The sequence below is a fragment of the Arthrobacter sp. zg-Y238 genome, assembly GCF_024385525.1.
GTDB lineage: Bacteria > Actinomycetota > Actinomycetes > Actinomycetales > Micrococcaceae > Arthrobacter_B > Arthrobacter_B jinronghuae.
On sequence record NZ_JANFLU010000011.1, the window covers coordinates 192,841 to 211,590 of the forward strand.

Here is an 18,750-nt window from a genome sequence, read left to right on the forward strand (position 1 = left end):
TCCGCACCCCATCGGAACCAGTCAGCGCACTGCACATCGTCGTGACATGCGTCACAGTAACAGAAGTCCGGCGATAAAGCGCCAACATACTACTGATGATCGACATAAGTGTGTAAGCTCCGTGCCATGACAGCATCGGGAGCATCTGACGCCCCTCCTCAGCCGGTACAGCGGCCGCTGCTTGAGGTGCGCAACCTGAGCAAGAGTTTCGCCAGCGTCCGGGCGCTGCGCGGCGTCGAACTGGACGTCCTTCCCGGCGAAGTGCACTGCGTCCTGGGCCAGAACGGCGCCGGGAAATCCACTCTGATCAAGGCCCTGTCCGGGGTGTACGTACCGGACGGCGGGGAGATCCGCTGGAACGGGGAACCGGTGGAACTGGCTAGGCCGGCCGACGCCCTGGCACTGGGCATTGCCACCATGTATCAGGAGCTGGACGTGGTGGACGGACTGAGCGTCACCGAGAACATCTTCCTGGGCCACGAAGACGCCCGCGGGGGAGTGCTCCGGATCCGGGACGGGCGCCGTCGGACCCGGGAGCTGCTGGCGCTGCTGGGACACGACGACCTGTCACCGTCCGCGGAAGTGGGAAGCCTGTCCGCCGCCGGGAAGCAGATTGTCAGCTTGGCCCGGGCCCTGTCCCGCAACGCCCGGCTGATCATCATGGATGAGCCCAGCGCCATTCTGGACTCCGGCGAGGTGGCGAACCTGTTCCGGGTGATCCGGGAGCTCACCGGCCAGGGCATCGCGGTTGTCTACATCTCGCATCGGCTGGAGGAGATCCGGCAGATCGGCAACCGGATCTCGGTGATCAAGGACGGGTACAGCACCGCTTCCTCCCTCCCGGTTGCCGAGACGTCCCGCGCCGACCTGGTCCGGCTGATGACCGGCCGGGACGTAGCCAACGTGTTCCCGCCGCGGAAGCCGCCGTCGTCGGACGCCCCGGTGGCGCTTCAGGTGGAGGGGCTAGGGCTGGCTGGCTCCTTCAGGGACGTGAGCTTCACGGTCCGGGCCGGGGAAATCTTCGGCCTGGCCGGACTGGTGGGATCCGGACGTTCGGAGATTCTGGAGACCGTTTACGGTGCCCGGCGCGCGACGTCGGGCACCGTCACTGTGGAGGGCAAGACGCTGCGGCCCGGATCGGTGCGGGCCGCGGTGAACGCCGGGCTCGGCCTGTCCCCGGAGGAACGCAAAAGCCAGGGGCTGCTGCTGGAAGAGCCCATTTACCGCAACGTCACCCTCTCCACCTTCGCCCGGTTTGCCCGGCACGGCTGGCTGAACGAACGCGCCGAGAAGGCCGCCGCCCGCAAGCAGGCCGAGGCGCTGCAGCTCAGTCCGCCCGATCCGGACCGGGCGGCCCGCACCCTCTCCGGCGGCAACCAGCAGAAGGTGCTGCTGGCCCGCTGGCTGATCCACGGCACCCGGGTGCTGCTGCTGGACGAGCCGACCCGCGGCGTCGACGTCGGCGCCAAGACCGAGATTTACGCGCTGATCCGCAGCCTCGCGGCTCAGGGCGTGGCGATTGTGGTGGTGTCCAGCGAGATCGAGGAAGTGATTGGCCTGGCGGACCGGATCCTGGTGCTCGACGCCGGACGCGTCCTGGCCACCGGCAACGCAGACGAAATGGACGAGCACGCCGTGCTTGACCTGGTGCTGAAAGGAAGTGCGCAGTGAGCGAATCAACGACGGCGGCGCTGCAGCCGCCTCCCAGCGGCGGCACGGCTGCGGTGTCCCGCAGCAATCCGCTGGGAAGGTTCCTGGGCGGATCCGCGGGACGCAACATCGGCCTGATCATTGCCCTTGCGCTGCTGTTTATCGTCGGGGCGGTCACCAGCGGGGAGCGCTTCCTGAACCTGGACAACATGCTGACCATCCTGCGGTACGCCTCGATTTTCGGGGTGATCGCCATCGGGGCAACCTTTGTGATTACCGCCGGCGGCATCGACCTCTCGGTGGGTTCGGTGATGGGCCTGACCACGGTGCTGGCCACCCTCACCTCAGTGCAGCTGGCCGCCACGAACAGCAGCTGGCTGCTGATGGTGGCGGTGGCGCTGGCGGTCGGTGTGGGGGCCGGTCTGATCAACGGGGTGATCATTGCGTACGGGAACGTGGTGGCGTTTATTGCCACCCTTGCGATGCTGGTGGCCGCGCGCGGCGTGGCAGAGCTGATCTCCGGCCGCAGCACGCAGATTGTCACCAACCGGGACTTCCTCTCCGTGATGCGCTCGAACTTCCTGGGCGTGCCGTTGCTGATCTGGATCTTCCTGCTGGTGGCCGTCGCCGGCTGGTTCCTGCTTAACCGCACCACCTTCGGGCGCCGGACCGTGGCGATCGGCGGGAACCTGGAGGCCGCACGGCTGGCGGGTATCAAGGTGAAGCGGCACATTGTCCTGCTGTACGTCCTTTCCGGCCTCACCGCCGGCATCGCCGGGATCATGATGATGGGCCGCACCACCGCTGGCACCTCCACCCACGGGCTGTTGTACGAGCTGGAAGTGATTGCCGCCGTCGTCGTGGGCGGAACGCTGCTGATCGGCGGGCGCGGCACCATTGTGGGCACCGTGCTGGGTGTGCTGCTGTTCAGCACCCTCATCAACGTCTTTACACAGAACAACCTGGACACTTCTGTGCAGGCCGTGGCCCGGGGCGCGATCATTGTGGTGGCCGTGCTGCTGCAGCAGCGGTTTGCCGTGCGGGGGACCGGTCGAAGGAAGGGGGCGTTATGAGTATGTCTGTTGGGCCGTTCGCGTCGCCGGGCCGACACCGTAGCGTCGATCCCTATGCTTCAATTGCCCAGTGGTCGATATAAGGAATAACCCCACCGCTCCCGGGGCCAGCGAACTGTTCCAGCTCCTGCGGGACGGACAGCCCCGCACCCGCAGCGAGCTGGCTGATCTGGTGGGGGTGGCCCGCTCCACCATTGCGCTGCGGCTCGAGCTGCTTATGGACCTCGGGCTCGTGGCACCCATCGAGGATGCGGTGTCCACCGGCGGGCGGCCGTCCTCGCGGTTCGCGCTGCAGACCGGGGCGCGTGTGGTCCTGGGGGTCGACGTCGGCGCAAGCCACCTGCGTGTGGGCCTCACCGACCTGGCCGGTACAGCCTTGGCTGATGCGTCCCGCGACCTGCTGGTCAGTGACGGACCGGTTGCCGTGCTGGACACCGTGGTCGAGCTTGGGAATGCGCTTTTGGCCGAGACCGGCCGGTCCGCTGCCGAGCTGCTTGCCGTCGGCGTCGGGCTGCCCGGACCTGTGGAGCACCGCTCCGGCCGGCCGATCAACCCGCCGATCATGCCCGGCTGGCACGGTTTCGACGTGCCCGGCTACCTGCAGGAATCCTTCCACGTGCCGGTGCTGGTGGATAACGACGTCAACGTGATGTCGATGGGGGAGCGCGAGGCGGCGTGGCCCGACGTCGAGAACCTGGTCTTCGTGAAGGTCGCCACCGGCATCGGCGCCGGGATCATCTGCAACGGTGTCCTGCTGCGCGGCGCCGACGGGGTGGCCGGGGACATCGGGCACATCCGTGTCCCGTCCGGCGAGGACCTGCTCTGCCGGTGCGGGAACCGCGGCTGCCTTGAAGCGCTGGCGTCAGGGCCTGCCGTGGCAGCGCGGCTGCAGGCTCATGGTCTGGCTGCCGAGGACGGGCGCGACGTCGTTGCCCTGGTCCATTCCGGCAACCACGAGGCCGTTCATGCGGTGCGGCAGGCCGGCCGCGAGGTGGGCGAGGTGCTCTCCGCGTGCCTGAGCATGCTGAACCCCGAGGTGATTGTGTTCGGCGGCTCGATGGCGCTGACCGGCGAGCATTTCATTGCCGGGGTGCGCGAGGTCGTCTATTCACGCACCATGCCGCTGGCCACCCAGCACCTGCGGATTGTGCAGTCCTCGTCCGGGCTCGACGCCGGGATGCTCGGTGCGTCCCAGCTCGCGATCCAGCATGCGCTGTCCGCGGAGAGTGTGGAGCGGATGCTCGCGGGGCGGGTGGGGGTTTAAGTTTCCGGCTCGTCCAACATCTGCACCGGCGTCGACCGGAACAGGTCGGCGACTTTCCGGACCTCCGGCGACGCAGCAGCGTTCCACGCCGCCCACGTCTCGACCTGCAGCGAATGCCCGCCCGCATCACGCGCCGTCAGCGGCACCCACTTCCACCCGGGAAAGTTGAGCCCCGCGGATGCCTCGGTGGTGAGCGCCGCATCGGCGTCGGCCAGGTCGGCAATCAATAGGCTGTGGTGGCTGAACCGCCGGAACACCCAGTGCGTACGCACCCCCTCGGCCTCGGCGGCGCTGCGCAGCTTGACCTCCTGGATACGGATTTCCCCGGCAGCGTGTGCCATCACGGTGAGGCCGTCCAGATCGAAGAGGCCCAGGACCTCCCGGGCGCTGAGCGGCGACATCGGCCGGACGGCTGCCCCGAGCGGCTGGGTGAGCAGGTGCTGCCGGTTGATGCCCTCCGCGGGTTCCGTATGCAGGAGGGCCAGGTCGATCTGGCCGGCCCGCAGCAAGCGGCTTTGTTCATCACTGCTGGCCTCATAGAGCGAAAAGCGCACCGCCAGGCCGGCGGATTCCACGTTCTGCACGGCCGAGCGGAACCAATCATGCGGCAAACCCGGAGGAGCACCGAGCCGGATCAGTGAGCGGCCGCCCGCGGCCAACCGGACCAACTCCGGGGTGCGGTCCACCTGGGCGAGGATGGTGTCCGCGTGGGTTTTGATGACGCGCCCCAAGGTCGTCAGCGTCACGCCGCGCGGGTTCCGCTGCAGCAGGGCACCCCCGAGTTCCTTCTCGAGCTCGGCGAGTTGCCGGCTCAGCGCCGGCTGCGTCATATGCAGTTCAGCGGCGGCCCCGCTGATGCTGCCGGTCTCCGCCGTGCGGACAAAGTATTTCAACTGCCGGATTTCCATGTTCCCGCCCCCTGCGACCCTGGGATACCCAAAAGGCATACCGACAGGCACTTTTAGGCATTTGATTTATGTGTACAAGTGGACCATGGTTCTTATGTGCTTGGTGTGACTCAACTCACTCCGTGATTCACCTGCAATCTAAGGATTTTGATGACTTCCCTTTCCACCACCGCAACCTACGACGTCGTCGTTGTGGGTGGCGGGGCCGCCGGCGTGGCGGCCGCTGTCAGCGCTGCCCGCACCGGAGCCAGCGTCTGCCTCATCGAGCAATACGGATTCCTCGGGGGAGCGGCAACCAACAGCTCGGTCCTGGCCTACTGCGGATTCTTTGACCAGACCAGGGAACAGGTGGTGCGCGGCATCGGACAGGACTTCCTGGACGAGCTGGAACGCCAGGAACTCCTGCACTTCGAGACCTCGCCCGCCACGGGAAACACCATCGTGGTCCTCGATCTGGAAACCACTAAGTCGGTGCTGGACCAGTTGGTCCGCTTGGCCGGCGTCGACGTCCTGTTCCACAGCACCCTCGTAGCCGCGGATACCGACGCCGGCGGAATCAGTGCCGTGCATGTGGTGCACCGCGGCGGCAACCTGCATCTTTCCGCCAGTGCGTTTGTGGACTGCAGCGGGGATGGCGCGCTGCTGCAGGCCGCCGGCGCCGAGTTCCAGCTCTCGCCGACCGAACGCCGCCAGGCCAGCACCCTGGTGATGCGGGTCGGCGGCGTCGGCGAAGATGCGGACCTGTCCACCGCGGCCATGGATGACGCCTTCGCCGCCTACGGCAAAACCACCGGAGAGATCCTCACCCGGAGCAACGGCACCTGCGTACGGATGCCCCGTTCACGCGAGCTGATGCTCCTGCTCGCGGACGAATACGTGGACGTCCTGGACGTGCACGAAATCTCCCGCGCCGAACAGGACGGCCGAGTCAAGGCCCGGCACTACCTCGAGGCCCTGAAGGCGGGCATGCGCGGCTGGTCCGGCGCGTACCTGGCCTCCACCGGTCCGCAGATCGGCATCCGGGAAGCCCGCCGGATGAAGGGCCGCGAAAGCGTAACCGCCGAGGACGTCCTGACTGCTCGGCGTCGTCCGACCGACGGAATTGCGCGGTGCGGCTGGCCGATGGAGGACCATGCGACCCCAGGCGCCACCACCTACAGCGCCATCAAGGACCGCAAGTGGTACGACATCCCTTACGGGGCCGTGACCAGCGCCAATATCCCCAACCTCTGGGGCGCCGGCCGGCTCACCAGCAGTGACAGCCGCTCGTTTGCCTCGCTGCGGGTGATGGGCACCTCGTTCGCCACCGGGCATGCGGCTGGCCTGGCGGCATCACTTCATAGTTCCACCGGCAGCGTGGACGTTTCCAAGCTGCGCGGACTGCTTCAAGACCAGGGGGCACTGCTGTGAGTATTAACCCGGACACCAAACGGATTGCCGTCACCGGTGCCGCCGGCAGCCTGGCCCGGGACATCATTCCCCGGCTGGCCGACGCCGGCTACTCCATGGTCTGCGTGGACCGGACACCGCCGGCCGAATCCTTCGGGCAGGACTGGGTGCTCACCGAGGTTGCCGACACCGGGGCGCTCGTGGAAGCGTTCCGCGGATGCGGCGCCGTCATCCACCTGGCGGGGATTCCGCTGGAAGATGACTGGGACCGGATCCTGACCGCGAATATCGACGGCACCCATTCCGTCCTGGAAGCCGCCCACATGGCCGGGGTGCCGCGGGCGATCCTCGCCAGCTCCATCCACGCCGCCGGGTTCACCCCGGTACCTCCGGCCGGCGACTTCGTTCCGGACAACACACCGGTGCGGCCGAACACTCTGTACGGCGTCTCGAAGGCGGCGGTGGAAGCGCTGGGCAGCTACTATTCCGACCGCTTCGGCATGGACGTAATCTGCCTGCGCATCGCGTCCCGGTTCGACCGGCCGCGGGACGTCCGGATGTTGAGCACCTGGCTGTCGCCCGACGACGCCGCCCGCCTCTTTACGGCAGCCCTGACAGATTCAGGGAACGGATTTCGGATTGTCTGGGGGGTTTCAGCCAACACCCGAAGCTATCTCTCGCCGGACGCCGGGGCCGCCCTCGGCTATGTTCCCCAAGACGACGCAGAAAGCTACGCCGGAGACCTGACCGGCCCGGCCGCACCGGCTTCCGCCGAAGAGTCCGACTGGGACCGTCAGTTCATCGGCGGCGTCTTCTGCTCACCGCGTCCTCCCCGCCAGCCCAGCATGCATCCCTCCACATGATGAGGAATTTCGAAATGACACAAGCTCCACCCGAGGTTCGCTACGCGTTCGAGGTCGACTCGGTCCATAAGGTCTTCACCGGATCGCAGAACGTGCACGCCCTTGATGACATCAACCTCAAGCTGAAAGAGGGCTCCTTTACCTGCATCGTCGGCCCGTCCGGCTGCGGGAAGTCCACCCTGCTCCGGATCCTGGGGGAACTGGAAACGGCTACCACGGGCACGGTCACCCGGAACGTTTCCGCGGAGAAGGTGCCGGCGTCGGCCTTTGTCTTCCAGGAACACGGGGTGTTCCCGTGGTTCAACGTCCTGCAGAACGTAGCCTTTGGCGAGCACATGGCCGGCGTCGGCAAGCGTGAACGCCTCGAACACGCCCGGCACTGGATTGCGGAAGCCGGCCTCACCGGTTTCGAGGAAAGCTATCCGCACCAGCTCTCGGGCGGGATGCGCCAGCGCATTGCCATTGCCCGGGCCTTTGCCACCGGATCCCCGGCACTGCTCATGGACGAGCCGCTCGGAGCCCTGGACGCGCAGACCCGCATGCTGATGCAGGAACAACTGGTCCGGCTGTGGGAACTGGAACGCAAGACCGTTGTCCTGGTGACGCACTCCATCGACGAGGCCCTCCTGCTCGGCGACCAGATCGTGATGATGTCCGCCCGCCCCGGCCGCGTCAAGGAGATCATCGACGTGCCCTTCGGACGTCCCCGCAGCATGGAAATCGAGGGCACCAGCGAATTCGGCTCCATGAAGCAGGACATCTGGGACTCCCTCCGCGACGAGGTACAAGCATCTTTGAGGTTCTCCTAATGACTAACACTGCAACTGCCCCCAAGACCACGGACTCCTCCGAGCTCGACGGTGCCATCCGCCGCGAGTACAAGCAGGTCGTCCGCCTGCGCTACCGCGACATCTTGCTGTCCACCCTGACACCGCTGCTGCTCCTGGCTCTATGGGAGGTGGCCGCCCGGAACGGTGCCCTGGACGCCCGGCTCTTCACCCCGCCGAGCCTCATCGCCGAGCAGGCCTGGAAGATGACCCTGAGCGGCGAGCTGTGGCAGCACACCTCGGCCACGATGGTCCGGCTACTGCTGGGCTTCGTGCTGGGCGCCGTCGCCGGCATCCTGGCCGGTCTGCTGATGGGCGTCTGGCGGCCGGTGCGCGCCGCGTTGGGGCCGACCTTCACCGCCCTGTATGCCCTGCCGAAAATCGCCATTGTTCCGCTGCTGCTGCTGATCTTCGGGCTGACGGAAACCCCCAAGGTGCTCTCCGTCGCCATATCCGTGTTCTTCGTAATGCAGATCAACACCCTGGCCGGCATTGTCCAGATCGACAGCCGGGTGCTGGAAGCGGCCCGGGCGTACAAGGCCAGCGGATTGAAGCTCTTCCGCTACGTACTGCTTCCCGGCGCAACTCCGGCGATTATGACGGGCCTCCGCGTGGCCGCGGGAATGTCCGTTATCGTGATCACCGCCGTCGAGTTTGTCGCCTCCAACAACGGCCTGGGCTATCTCATCTGGAACTCCTGGCAGCTGTTCCAGCCCAGCAAAATGTACGTCGGCCTCATTGTGGTGTCCCTGGTGGGCGCATCGGTGACGGCGCTCATCATCCTTCTTGAACGGGCTGCCCTGCCCTGGAAATACTCATCCGGATCAAAGAAGAAAGATCAAAAATGAAAAAACACCTCAAGGTCCTGGCAGCAACGGTGCTGGCCGGACTGACCCTCTCCGCCTGCGGCGCGGACTCGGGCTCCTCTTCCTCCGACGAGGGGACAACGGAAACCGCAACGGTGAAGGTCGGAATTGTGCAGCTGCCGATTTTCGCACCGATTTATGTCGCTGAAGCGAAGGGCTACTTCGACGAAGCGGGCCTGGACGTCCAGCTCGAAACCGTGAAGTCCGGTCAGGACGCGGTGCCGCTGGCATCCAGCGGAAAGCTCGACGTCGTTGCCGCCGGCTTCTCCGCCGGCATGTTCAGTGCCATTGCAACCGGCCTGGACATCAAGGTTGTGGCATCCATGGGTGTCAGCGACGGCGACACCGAGAAGAGCCCGACCGACCTGGTGGTTTCCAAGGCCAAAGTGGATTCCGGTGATATCACCAGCATCGCTGACCTGAAGGGCAAGAAGATCGGTGCTGCCGGCGGTGCGGGCGGCACGGGTGCCTTCCTGCTCAGCCTGGCCCTCGAAGAGGAAGGCCTGACCATCAACGACGTCGAGATTGTGAACCTCGGCAACCCGGACATGCCGACGGCGCTGGCCAACGGCAGCCTGGACGCCGGCCTGATTTCGGCTCCCTTCTCCACGCTGGCCATCGAAGACGGCACCGGCGTATCCATGGCAGTCCCGCCGGCCGGAACTTCCGGCACCGGCATGCTGTACGGCGGCCAGTTCGCGGACACCGAGAACGCACAGAAGTTCTTCGATGCTGTCGCCCGTGCTGCAAAGGACCTGCAGGGAGAGGACCGCTACTCGGACGAGAACCTGAAGATCATTGCCGAGGCGACGGGACAGACGGTCGAGGAACTGAAATCCGTTCCGCTCTACACCTGGATGCCGAATCTGGAGCCGCTGCCTGAGCAGCTGGAGGGCATGGAAGCCGTCTGGATGGAATCCGGTGCCATTGAGTACGAGGAAGCCATCAAGCAGGACACCTATATCGATTCATCCTTCTCCGAGAAGACGTCCTAACTACATCCGTTTGGCAATCACAGCGGCATTCCGGGAAACCCGGGGTGCCGCTGTCTTGTCTGGTTGCCGCATAAACTGTGGGTGCCTAACCCTTGATCCGGACAACCGAGAGAAGCGCGCCTCATGATCACAACCCCCATTACGCCCTCCCTTGTTCGTGGTGCGGCGGAGCTGGAAACGACACCCCGCGGTCTGCGGCCACACCGGCTGCCAGCTTCGGTGCGTACCCGGTTCCCCGATCCACAGCTGATGATGGCGGAAAGCCAGCCGTCCGGTGTCCGGCTGGTTTCCTCGACGACGGCGGAGGTCCTGGCGGTTGTGACGCATCCGTCCCGGGTGGTTTACCGTGGCGCGGACCGGCCCAGAGGCTTTGTTGACCTGGTGGTCGACGGGAAACTGCTCGAGAGTGACGAGCTCACCGGCGGCGACTACGTCGAGGTGGATATGTCGACCGGGGCGGCGACTCCGTTTGAGGGGCCGTCGCATACCAGCGTGTTTCGGCTGCCTGCCGGCGAAAAGGTTGTGGAGGTTTGGCTTCCGCACAATGAGGCCGTCGAACTCGTGGAACTGCGCTCGGATGCTCCCGTGGCGCCGTATTCCTCGGGCAAGCCCGTTTGGTTGCACCACGGAAGCTCCATCAGTCATGGTTCAAATGCGGCAACGCCGTCTCAGATCTGGCCTGTGATTGCGGCCCACCTCGGCGGCGTCGAACTCCATAATCTTGGCCTGGGTGGCAGTGCTCTGGTGGATCCGTTCACGGCGCAGGTTATGCGCGATACCCCCGCCGATCTCATCAGCGTGAAGCTGGGCATCAACGTGGTGAATATGGATTCCATGCGGCTGCGTGCCTTTGTGCCTGCGGTGCACGGATTCCTCGACACCCTCCGGGAGGGGCATCCGGAGACGCCGTTGGTGCTTATTTCGCCCATCTTCTGCGGCATCCATGAAGATACTCCGGGGCCTGGCGCCTTTGATCCGGCGTCGTTCGGGACGGATCAGGTGAAGTTCGTTGCTACCGGTTCGCCGGAGGGCGTGGCTGCGGGCCAACTGACGCTGCGGGTGATCCGCGAGGCGTTGGAGTCGCTGGTGGAGCGCCGGGCAGATGATCCGAACCTGTACTTCCTGGACGGACTGACTCTTTACGGTGCGGAGGACGCCGAGGTGCATCCGCTGCCTGACGCTCTGCATCCGGATACGGCTACGCACCGGTTGATGGGGGAACGGTTTGCGGAGTATGCGTTTGCGGCGGAGGGGCCGTTTGGGCAGGTGCGTGGGGCCGGGGAGTTAGCGTAGGGAGAGTAACGATGAAGTACGCGCCGCCGAGAAGCCGGTGCATGCACCTGTAGAAATTCGAGTTCCTTCGGATTGTCCCGGAATGAGGCGTCCCGCACGGGTGACTTTCTAGTCTTCGCTGTTGCCCTTCGGTGCCGTACCGGCCGAGCCATCTCTGATGGCGCGGCGCTCTTGGATTTTGGTGGCTTTCTGCAGCAAGGCGTCTTCCCTCCGGCGGTTCACCTCTCGGGGGACAGCGGCAGCAACGGCTCGAGCGTCAGCTGCCGTACCTTTGGCCAGATCGGTAAGGGATTTGCGCCACGGTTCGCGCTCGAATTCCCCCGCAACGGTGACGTCGATTTCTGTCGATTCCACGAATGCAGAAATGATCCTCAACGACTGCTCAGCCTCCAGGATAAGTTTCCGGCTGCGCAGGGGATTACGGACGCGACTCGCGTCGCCGACATTCGCTGTGTTGGCGAGTGCATCAGAGAGACGCTGGACGCTCTGTGTGAGCAGACGCCGTCGTTCTTCTAATGAAGCACGTGCTTCCTCAGCATGCGGCCCGACGGCATCCGGATCCCGTTCGCGCAGATGCGCTAGCTCCAGCACATCCAGCCGTTGCCGGTTGGCCTGTACGGCTGCCAGGATGACCAGCCAGTGCTGTAGCTCACCCTCGGCCACCCGGTGGACCTCATCGGCGCGGGCCGTAAACGAACCCTTGCCTACGGAGACAGCGAGGTTGTCCACGTGGTTACGGGCCGTCGATTCTGCTTGGGCCAACGCTGAATCATGTCCGGCGATCTGGCTCCAGACGGTCTCGCTGATGCGCCCAGTCTTTTCATACAGCGAGTACGCCTTGCTGAGTACCGAAGTCAGGCCCTGGACATCACCGATAGCAGCGGTTCGGTTGTCCTCCAGTAGGACGTCGAGCTTAACGTCCATGCTTTCCACGAGGGACTCCAACTGGGCTATGGCGCTACGCAGAGCCATAGTCGCAGCCAAGGTGGCCGCGTTGGACATCATCAACGGGTTGACGCCGCCAACGGCATCGAATTTTAGGAATTGATCAATACGGCCTTTGTCGCCGCGCAGCACGCCGGAGATCAGCCCTTGGGCATCCATCTTAAAACCGCCGAGATCCTGCAACTGTGCGTAGCTTTCACTGGTCATCCGCATCCACTTGGGATCGAATGCTGACGCCACCCCGGCGATACCCACCAGACCTGCGAAAAGGTCCTTGGCTGATTGCCCTGCAGACTCCACCGAGGTAGCGGGGAGTTCCAGACGTGCAAGTAGAGCAGCGATGGCTCCGTCAGGTCCGGCAACTAGGGCGCCGTGCTCGGAGAGGACGATTTCAACATCATGGGAGTCTCGGGTCACGCTTCATTCTGGCATGAGCCGGACCGTATGAAAGTGCGGTAGTCCTAGGGCATACCGGGGTTAGTTTGCGGAACCGTCTTCAGCAGCCAACAGCTCCCGGAACACCGGATTCGGGTGGGCGTTGGGGAGTACCCGACGCACATGCTCCAGCGCCTCCAACGGAGTCACCCCGGCTACCCGTGAGCCGTAGAGCGCAGCAACCGTAGGGGTCCGGGATTCGGCGCGCACACAGTGCAGGAGCACCTTCTTACCCTCGGCTCGGAAACGTTCGACGGCGGCGGCAGCCTCCTGCAGCACGTAGCCGGCGTAGGCATTGGAATCCGCGGCAGCCGAATCCACGAGCCAGAACGTTGCATGGTTCTCCGGAGCGATGCCGGGAACATCGGCCGTGCCCAGCCGGCACAAGGACACCACTGCATCAATGCCCAATTCGGCAGTCCTGGCCACTGCGCCCACGCCGCCGAGCCAGACGCCGTCGTCGTCCGGGTGCTGGACCAGGACATCGGTCCTGCTCCACGAGCTGTAATCGTGGTGCTCGGCCCGCGGCCACTCCTGCGTACGTCGTCTCGCACCGGAGGCGAGTTCGACGCCGAGCGTCATCAGATCGTGCGCCCGCAGCCCCGGCCAGCCGTGCAGGTTGCGGCGCCATTCAAAGGGAACGGCGGAGTAGCCGTAGGCGGCGCCTAGAAGGGACCCGGCGATGGCGGCCACCGTGTCGGTGTCCCGGCCGCCGCGGACCGCCTCTTCCAGTCCGGCCCGCAGATGGTCGGGGCCGGCCGCGGTGCGCGTGGTGGAGATGGCGCTCCACGCGCCTTGGAGTGCTTCCACCACCCATCCGTTCTTCGTGAAGTCGCGCGGCCGGGAGCGTTCGGCGGTTTCGATGCGCTCCAGCCACACTGCGGCGCGGTCCGCCGGCAGAAGCGGCAGGCCGGTGCGGATTTCGAGGTTGCCGGTCAGGACGGCGTCGCGGATGGCGACGCACCAGAGTCCGCAGGCTTCCTGCGCGTCGTCTTCCACATGGGTCAGCGCGCTGAGCACGCCGGCCGCCTCCATGAGTTCGGCCGGATCCCGGTCCAGATAGGCCAGGGCCAGGGGAGCGGTGCGCATCAGGGAGCCGTTGCCGGCGCTGCGGCCTGCGCGGGTGTGGAACTCCTGGGCAGCGCGGGCGAAGTGGTCAGCGGTCGGGTCGGTCCGGCCGTCGTCGCTGGCGATGCGGCGGGCGCGGGCGATGACGTTGCTGGTCTGCGCACCGACATCCTTGGCATCGCGTGCCCATGTAGTCCAGGCACGGACCGTGGATGTGAGTGCATCAGGGGTGGTGCCGGCGTCGAGGAAGGCTTCGGCGATCGGAATGGCCATGGAGGTGTCGTCGGTCCATTCGGCCGGGTCGAACCCGAACGGGCCGCCGCCCTTCATCGTGACCTCGGTGCCGTTCGGCAGCGGGGCATCGAATTCGTAGCCGGCGCCGAGGGCATCTCCGGCGGCGAGGGCGACGAGGACACCGGCGGCGCGGTGGTTCTGCTGTGAGTTCAGGTTCATAGGGCCTCCATAAGTGGATGTTTGGTGTTCCAGCAGGATAGGTGGGCAATGTCGGGTTCCCTGTTGGGGAGCCGGACGGCCATGCCTTCTGCGATGACGGGGCCGTGGATCCCCAAGATGTTACGGCTGCGCATCGAGTCGTGGCGCCGGACGCCCTCGCTGTAGAACTCGCCGAAATCGATGCTTCCGGCGATGGCAGCGAAGTCGCGGGCGAGCTGGCCGGGCATCGGCACGGTGCTCTGGGTCGCAGTGGGCAACAGTGCCGCATCGAGCAGCGCAGCGTCCATGAGCTGCTGGTAATGGCGTCGGAACAAAGTGGCGGTGCCGAAAACTTCCAGCAGCAGGGGTTGTCCGCTGACGCCGATCACCACGCCTCGCTGGCCTTCCAGCAGCTCCGGTACGGAGCTGGCGAAGCGGTGCCTGTCGTGGCTGCCGAACCGGTCCAAATGCTCGGGAAGGGAACTGGTGGCTGAGGGCCCACGGGCGGCGTCGAAACGCCGGACCCGTGCCCAGATCTGCTCCTGCCGTCGACCTCCGGATTGGGTGGACCCAGCGCCAGCTAGCTCTGCGCGGACGTTTAGCGGTGCCCTCCGCGCCTGGCGGTGGTGTGCGTTCTGGCCGGATTCCCACCGTCCTGCCTCGACGCAGAACGTGTCTATGTCCAAGGTTTCACCCGCGTCGATGAGGACGTCGCGGGCGCAGGTGCGGTGCTGCTGTCCCCCCTCCAGCAGCTCACCTTCGAGCAGCAGGGCCGCGCGTTTCCCGTTGTTTCGGGCCGTCAGCTGGCCCACCTTGGCACCCGTCGCCAGCTCGGAGACGGCAAGGTCTGCGTGGAGCCCGGTGCTGATGCCGAGCCTCCCGCGTCCGGCTGTCCAGACGGGGAAGACCGTAAGTGGGCCGACGGCAGCGCCGGCGCCGACGTGTAGTTGTGGAATCTGCATGTCGAGCCTCCTCGCTTTAGCGCATATCTGAGCTAAGTAGTTCCAGTATGCCCCGGTTGCATCTTTTGCGCAAGATTGAGATAAATGAGGGTATGAGTGAGTCCCGTATGCCCTTGTCCCTCCTGGATTATCCGCGGCCTTCCGTGGCCGTGGACACCGCAGCGCTGACCGTGGCAGGGGACGAACTGATGGTCCTACTCGTACGCAGGCGGGAGGAACACCACGCGGGGGAGTGGGCGCTGCCTGGCACGTTCCTGCGGGAACGCGAGACCCTGGCGGACGCCGTCCTGCGATCCCTCGGGGACAAGGCCGGAATCGAGGGGAGGGTCCCTCAGCAGCTCCATGTCTTCGATGATCCGGGCCGGGATGATCGGGGCTGGACACTGTCCGTAGCCCATGTGGACGCAGTCCCGTTCCGGGAGTTGGAAACCCCGTTGCAGTCCGACGATGTTCGTCTGGCTTCGATCGCGGCGGAGGCGGACCTGATCGCTGCTCTGCCCTACGGCCACGCAGATATGGTGCTCCTGGCGGTTGAGCGAATACGGCAGGACTATGCGCAGACCCCCGATCCGGCAGGCCTGCTGCCCGAACCCTTCACGCTGAAGGAACTCAGGGACCTGCACGAGGCAGTGGCAGGCCGGCCGCTGATGCGCGACACCTTCCGCCGCCTGATGGAGCCGCAACTGGCCGGTACCGGCCAGATGTCGGACGGTACCCGCGGACGGCCGTCGCGGTTGTGGCGGCACGGGAACTAGGTGTATTGGGACAGCTAGGGGACGCTGTTGCCGGGGACAGGATCTAACTGCTGTTGCCACTCCTGCATCCGGTCCACGGCACGCGCCAGATCTTCTCCGCCGGCCTCGGCGATGAGGACGGGGTCGCCCACCACTACCAGCAGGCAACGTGCTCGGGACAGGCCCACATAGAGCAGTTCAGCAGCCCGACTCATGTCCTTGAACCCGTTCACGCAGAGAATGACCACTGAACGTTCCAGCCCCTTGAATCCCAGGACGTGCCCGTAGAACTCCTCCTCATCGTCGTGAAACGCCGTCCAATATCCGGCGGTGTCGTTCTCGAAACCCTTGTGGACGGGGTGCCTATTCTTGGTGGTCAGAAACGCGATCTGGTTATTGGCCCACCCTTCGGTGATCAGGGCATCGACGCAGTCCCCGGCCACGTCCAGAGCATCCTCTGTGGAGCACGGCACCAGGCGCACCGGCAGGCCTTCTCCCCCGCGCGGCGCGAAGTGTTTGCCGGCAAACCCGCGGAAGGTGTGGGCAATGCGTTTGGTGTTGCGAAGATTCTCGTCAATGTGCAGGGTGACCAGGCCGGCGGTGGGATCAAGCGAGGTCCCCGCCGACAGCGAATCCCAGCGGCCGTAAACATTCTGGCGCTCGTCCATAAACGCGTAGATCTCCCCGCGGGCGGGGTCCTTGAGGCAGGCGAGCAAACTCTCCCACCACAGGGGAGCGAAGTCCTGGGCTTCATCGATCACGATGGCGTCCAGCTTCTGGTCAGGCGGCAGATCGGCCGCGAGGTCCTTCATGAGGGCCGGCATTTCCTCGTCGAAGTAGGCCTGTCCAGAACCGTTGGGAACCCCGAGCGAGACGGCATACTCATGGAACTCGCCCACGAACACCGGTTTGGCCTGCCGCCAGCCGTCGGCCTGCCGGCGCAAGTGCTCCGCAAGGCCCCTGTTGTAGCAAAACAGCCCTACCCGTTTCCCCTCCTTGGCCAGCCGCTTCGCTTTCTCGACCGCCAGCCAGGTCTTACCGCTGCCAGCCCCTCCCACAAACCGTGCCCGCGGGATGGACCGGCTGCAATCCAGCAGGACTTTCTGCCGTTCGGTGAGCTGTTCTTGATGATCTTCCAGCTCCAAGGCAGTCAGTGACGGTGCGGACGCGGGCTGGAGGTCGCCGGACAGCAGACGGGCAATCCGCTGGGCGTAGCTGGGTGCGAGCGGACTTCCGCCCTGCGCTTGGGTCTCGATGGCTGCCCGCAGGTGCTCACGGCAATCGCGCAGATCATCGGAGTCCAGGATGAGCGGTCGCGGAACCCCGGCCATTTCCCAATCTTGGGGCACCGTGCTGTACGGGAACGCCGCCATGTAGGCGAATCTGCTGACCAGTGGTGCGCCGAGTTGGTCCTGCACCCACATCTTGAAGGCATGCTGCGCGCCTTGGGACTGCGCGATGGGGCTGCCGATTCTGTGTGGTCCCTGCCTGTCGGACTGGTACCACTGGCCCTGTTCCACGGAGATCCTGCCGCCCTTGACCTCGATCGCCGCCAACCCGACACCCGGCCACAGCACCAGAATGTCGATTTCATGTTCGGCCCGCCCATGGCGCACCTGGACTGAGTGTGCGAGTACGACGTCGTCGGGCAACTGGGCACGCAGTGCCTCCCAGACTGCCTTCTCGGCGAGGCTGCCTTCGCCAAACATCGGCTCTTCAGGTATGCACTCCACGGTTCCCCCTCGTATGCCGGCAGTGCGCCAGACGTTGTGAGCAGGTTACCGCGCAGTAAGGCTGGTCAGAGGCACCGGATGCCTGGTGGACGACGTGTCACCATTCCCAGCCGCGGTCCGGCGCAGCGCCACGAGCACACGGTCCGACGGGGAACGTCGGGGCGTGCCCTCCTCGCTCGCCTATCCGCGGCCGTCGGACGGCGTGGATACGGCGATCCTGACCCTGTGCACGGGAAGTGTCTGCGTGCTGATCCACTGCTGCGGGGTCTAGTCCAGCGGCGGCGGCGCCGTGGCGGCGTGCCATTTCATAAAGTCCGGATCGGAACACGCCCGCCCGTACCGCAGGCCATGGATGACCGCAGCGGTGGCAGCCACTGCGCCGGACCGTTCGCTGTACCAGTTCGGGCAGTCCTCGTTCGGCGGGTTCCAGCCGGCATCGCGAAGAATGTCTCCGTGCAACGGCCACGTGTCGCCGGGGAGGTAAGTGTTGGAGACTATCTCGCACCAGTAGTAATCGCCTTCGCGGGCGACCTGAGCATAGGGAGAGACAGCGTCCTCGATTTCCTGTCCGTACTCAATGGACACGAAGTCCCCGTCCTTGAGCCACTTGATTTCCTCGTGGATGGATTCGTGGAAGGCGTCCCAAATTTTGTCCTTCATTCAGTCGCCACACCTTCGGGGGCTTGTCGCTCACGTTCGTACGCCCAGATGGCGTGGTCCAAATCCGTGGGAGTGGCATCAAGATGGCCGGCAACCTCGTGCAGCAGAGAACGCGCGTCGGCAGGCGTCAAATCTCGTCCCAGTCCTCGGTTCACGAAGCGAAGAATCCAGCGGTCTGCCTTCACTCCCGGCTTACCGAGCAGCATGCCGAAGTATTCCCAGGTCACCGGGCCGAGGCAGTGGACGCATGTGTAGGCCCGCTTCTGGGCCGCGTCGTGCGGATCGAGGTCTGAGGCCGTTTTCACTCCGAGAGCCAGCAGATTCCCTGCGGCTTCAACGATCGCGGATGCCTTGGTGCGTCCGCTGACCTTCTGGTCATTGAGGACGGCCTGCAGCTCCTCGGGGCCGTAATCGGCCAACCTCGACAGATCATTCGGTCGGTCGGTTTCGACCGCCTTTCGGTAGCGGGAAACCGCGCCGCGGACACCGTTTTCCGGCGTGCCGTACTGAGCGGCGATGCTCAGCACGGCATCGATCAGGGCGGCTTCGATCTGCTCCGGCCAGCCGCCGGGCCAAGGCTTCCATGTGTCGCGGGGCAATTCGGCTTTGATGAAGCCGGCGAGTCTTTGGACATCAGTGTGCGGGTTCATGAC

18 protein-coding genes are annotated in these 18,750 nt (G+C 65.3%); 11 read left to right on the forward strand and 7 right to left on the reverse strand.

Going from position 1 to position 18,750, the window contains the following annotated elements; translation table 11 throughout:
• The first annotated feature begins 195 nt into the window (after positions 1-195).
• The 3 genes from NNX38_RS12670 to NNX38_RS12680 all read left to right on the forward strand — a co-directional run bounded on the left by NNX38_RS12670 (position 196) and on the right by NNX38_RS12680 (position 3,987).
• A complete protein-coding gene (locus NNX38_RS12670; protein ID WP_255798643.1) occupies positions 196-1,671 on the forward strand; it encodes a sugar ABC transporter ATP-binding protein in 1,476 nt (491 codons plus the stop codon).
• Positions 1,668-2,723 (forward strand): ABC transporter permease, encoded by a 1,056-nt coding sequence (locus NNX38_RS12675; RefSeq protein ID WP_370646443.1) that lies wholly within the window; start codon positions 1,668-1,670, stop codon positions 2,721-2,723. Before NNX38_RS12670 ends, NNX38_RS12675 begins: the two co-directional genes overlap by 4 nt.
• A gap of 79 nt (positions 2,724-2,802) precedes the next feature.
• Positions 2,803-3,987: an ROK family protein gene (locus NNX38_RS12680; protein ID WP_255798645.1), complete on the forward strand. Its 1,185-nt coding sequence runs from the start codon at positions 2,803-2,805 to the stop codon at positions 3,985-3,987.
• Here the strand turns inward: NNX38_RS12680 and NNX38_RS12685 are convergent.
• Complete coding sequence (locus NNX38_RS12685) at positions 3,984-4,895, reverse strand: LysR family transcriptional regulator (protein ID WP_255798328.1); 912 nt, start codon at positions 4,893-4,895, stop codon at positions 3,984-3,986. The two genes, NNX38_RS12680 and NNX38_RS12685, sit on opposite strands and share 4 nt — an antisense overlap.
• A 150-nt stretch (positions 4,896-5,045) precedes the next feature.
• Between NNX38_RS12685 and NNX38_RS12690 the strand changes: the two genes are divergently transcribed.
• From NNX38_RS12690 to NNX38_RS12715, 6 genes are all read left to right on the forward strand, one after another.
• The gene (locus NNX38_RS12690) at positions 5,046-6,305 is read left to right on the forward strand and encodes an FAD-dependent oxidoreductase (RefSeq protein ID WP_255798329.1); all 1,260 of its coding nucleotides are present in this window, start codon (positions 5,046-5,048) and stop codon (positions 6,303-6,305) included.
• On the forward strand, positions 6,302-7,147 hold the full coding sequence (locus NNX38_RS12695) for an NAD(P)-dependent oxidoreductase (protein WP_255798330.1): 846 nt from the start codon (positions 6,302-6,304) through the stop codon (positions 7,145-7,147). Before NNX38_RS12690 ends, NNX38_RS12695 begins: the two co-directional genes overlap by 4 nt.
• Before the next feature lie 14 nt (positions 7,148-7,161).
• Positions 7,162-7,956 (forward strand): ABC transporter ATP-binding protein, encoded by a 795-nt coding sequence (locus NNX38_RS12700; protein ID WP_227923191.1) that lies wholly within the window; start codon positions 7,162-7,164, stop codon positions 7,954-7,956.
• Positions 7,956-8,822: an ABC transporter permease gene (locus tag NNX38_RS12705; protein ID WP_255798331.1), complete on the forward strand. Its 867-nt coding sequence runs from the start codon at positions 7,956-7,958 to the stop codon at positions 8,820-8,822. Before NNX38_RS12700 ends, NNX38_RS12705 begins: the two co-directional genes overlap by 1 nt.
• Positions 8,819-9,835 (forward strand): ABC transporter substrate-binding protein, encoded by a 1,017-nt coding sequence (locus NNX38_RS12710; RefSeq protein ID WP_255798332.1) that lies wholly within the window; start codon positions 8,819-8,821, stop codon positions 9,833-9,835. Before NNX38_RS12705 ends, NNX38_RS12710 begins: the two co-directional genes overlap by 4 nt.
• Before the next feature lie 123 nt (positions 9,836-9,958).
• A complete protein-coding gene (locus NNX38_RS12715; protein ID WP_255798333.1) occupies positions 9,959-11,128 on the forward strand; it encodes an SGNH/GDSL hydrolase family protein in 1,170 nt (389 codons plus the stop codon).
• A gap of 108 nt (positions 11,129-11,236) precedes the next feature.
• Here the strand turns inward: NNX38_RS12715 and NNX38_RS12720 are convergent, their stop codons facing one another.
• From NNX38_RS12720 to NNX38_RS12730, 3 genes are read right to left on the reverse strand one after another with little or no spacing between them, the layout of a single operon-like run.
• On the reverse strand, positions 11,237-12,490 hold the full coding sequence (locus NNX38_RS12720; RefSeq protein WP_255798334.1) for a hypothetical protein: 1,254 nt from the start codon (positions 12,488-12,490) through the stop codon (positions 11,237-11,239).
• A gap of 60 nt (positions 12,491-12,550) precedes the next feature.
• Positions 12,551-14,029, reverse strand: coding sequence for an ADP-ribosylglycohydrolase family protein (locus tag NNX38_RS12725; protein ID WP_255798335.1), 1,479 nt, complete (start codon positions 14,027-14,029; stop codon positions 12,551-12,553).
• Positions 14,026-14,970, reverse strand: coding sequence for an ARPP-1 family domain-containing protein (locus NNX38_RS12730; protein ID WP_255798336.1), 945 nt, complete (start codon positions 14,968-14,970; stop codon positions 14,026-14,028). Before NNX38_RS12730 ends, NNX38_RS12725 begins: the two co-directional genes overlap by 4 nt.
• 92 nt (positions 14,971-15,062) lie before the next feature.
• Between NNX38_RS12730 and NNX38_RS12735 the strand changes: the two genes are divergently transcribed.
• Positions 15,063-15,725, forward strand: a complete 663-nt coding sequence (locus tag NNX38_RS12735) for an NUDIX domain-containing protein (RefSeq protein WP_255798337.1) — start codon at positions 15,063-15,065, stop codon at positions 15,723-15,725.
• A 14-nt stretch (positions 15,726-15,739) separates the two neighbouring features.
• Here NNX38_RS12735 and NNX38_RS12740 read toward each other — a convergent pair whose 3' ends face one another.
• Positions 15,740-17,437 carry an NERD domain-containing protein gene (locus NNX38_RS12740; RefSeq protein WP_255798338.1) on the reverse strand — a complete coding sequence of 566 codons (1,698 nt, stop codon included), beginning with the start codon at positions 17,435-17,437 and terminating at the stop codon, positions 15,740-15,742.
• Positions 17,438-17,531: 94 nt separating this feature from the next.
• On the opposite strand from NNX38_RS12740, the gene NNX38_RS12745 reads away from it, so the two are divergent.
• Positions 17,532-17,708, forward strand: coding sequence for a hypothetical protein (locus tag NNX38_RS12745; RefSeq protein WP_255798339.1), 177 nt, complete (start codon positions 17,532-17,534; stop codon positions 17,706-17,708).
• On the opposite strand, the gene NNX38_RS12750 is transcribed toward NNX38_RS12745, so the two are convergent.
• Both NNX38_RS12750 and NNX38_RS12755 read right to left on the reverse strand, forming a co-directional pair.
• Positions 17,705-18,097, reverse strand: coding sequence for a hypothetical protein (locus NNX38_RS12750; protein WP_255798340.1), 393 nt, complete (start codon positions 18,095-18,097; stop codon positions 17,705-17,707). The two genes, NNX38_RS12745 and NNX38_RS12750, sit on opposite strands and share 4 nt — an antisense overlap.
• Complete coding sequence (locus NNX38_RS12755) at positions 18,094-18,747, reverse strand: hypothetical protein (RefSeq protein WP_255798341.1); 654 nt, start codon at positions 18,745-18,747, stop codon at positions 18,094-18,096. The genes NNX38_RS12750 and NNX38_RS12755 overlap by 4 nt, the downstream gene beginning before the upstream one ends.
• Between the last annotated feature and the right edge of the window lie 3 nt (positions 18,748-18,750).

What these genes read in the sequence shown, in the direction of transcription:
- NNX38_RS12685 (WP_255798328.1), bottom strand. Translation starts at nt 4,895, where the DNA reads ATGGAAATCCGGCAGTTGAAATACTTTGTCCGCACGGCGGAGACCGGC.
- NNX38_RS12690 (WP_255798329.1), top strand. Translation starts at nt 5,046, where the DNA reads ATGACTTCCCTTTCCACCACCGCAACCTACGACGTCGTCGTTGTGGGT.
- NNX38_RS12700 (WP_227923191.1), top strand. Translation starts at nt 7,162, where the DNA reads ATGACACAAGCTCCACCCGAGGTTCGCTACGCGTTCGAGGTCGACTCG.
- NNX38_RS12705 (WP_255798331.1), top strand. Translation starts at nt 7,956, where the DNA reads ATGACTAACACTGCAACTGCCCCCAAGACCACGGACTCCTCCGAGCTC.
- NNX38_RS12710 (WP_255798332.1), top strand. Translation starts at nt 8,819, where the DNA reads ATGAAAAAACACCTCAAGGTCCTGGCAGCAACGGTGCTGGCCGGACTG.
- NNX38_RS12715 (WP_255798333.1), top strand. Translation starts at nt 9,959, where the DNA reads ATGATCACAACCCCCATTACGCCCTCCCTTGTTCGTGGTGCGGCGGAG.
- NNX38_RS12725 (WP_255798335.1), bottom strand. Translation starts at nt 14,029, where the DNA reads ATGAACCTGAACTCACAGCAGAACCACCGCGCCGCCGGTGTCCTCGTC.
- NNX38_RS12730 (WP_255798336.1), bottom strand. Translation starts at nt 14,970, where the DNA reads ATGCAGATTCCACAACTACACGTCGGCGCCGGCGCTGCCGTCGGCCCA.
- NNX38_RS12735 (WP_255798337.1), top strand. Translation starts at nt 15,063, where the DNA reads ATGAGTGAGTCCCGTATGCCCTTGTCCCTCCTGGATTATCCGCGGCCT.
- NNX38_RS12750 (WP_255798340.1), bottom strand. Translation starts at nt 18,097, where the DNA reads ATGAAGGACAAAATTTGGGACGCCTTCCACGAATCCATCCACGAGGAA.
- NNX38_RS12755 (WP_255798341.1), bottom strand. Translation starts at nt 18,747, where the DNA reads ATGAACCCGCACACTGATGTCCAAAGACTCGCCGGCTTCATCAAAGCC.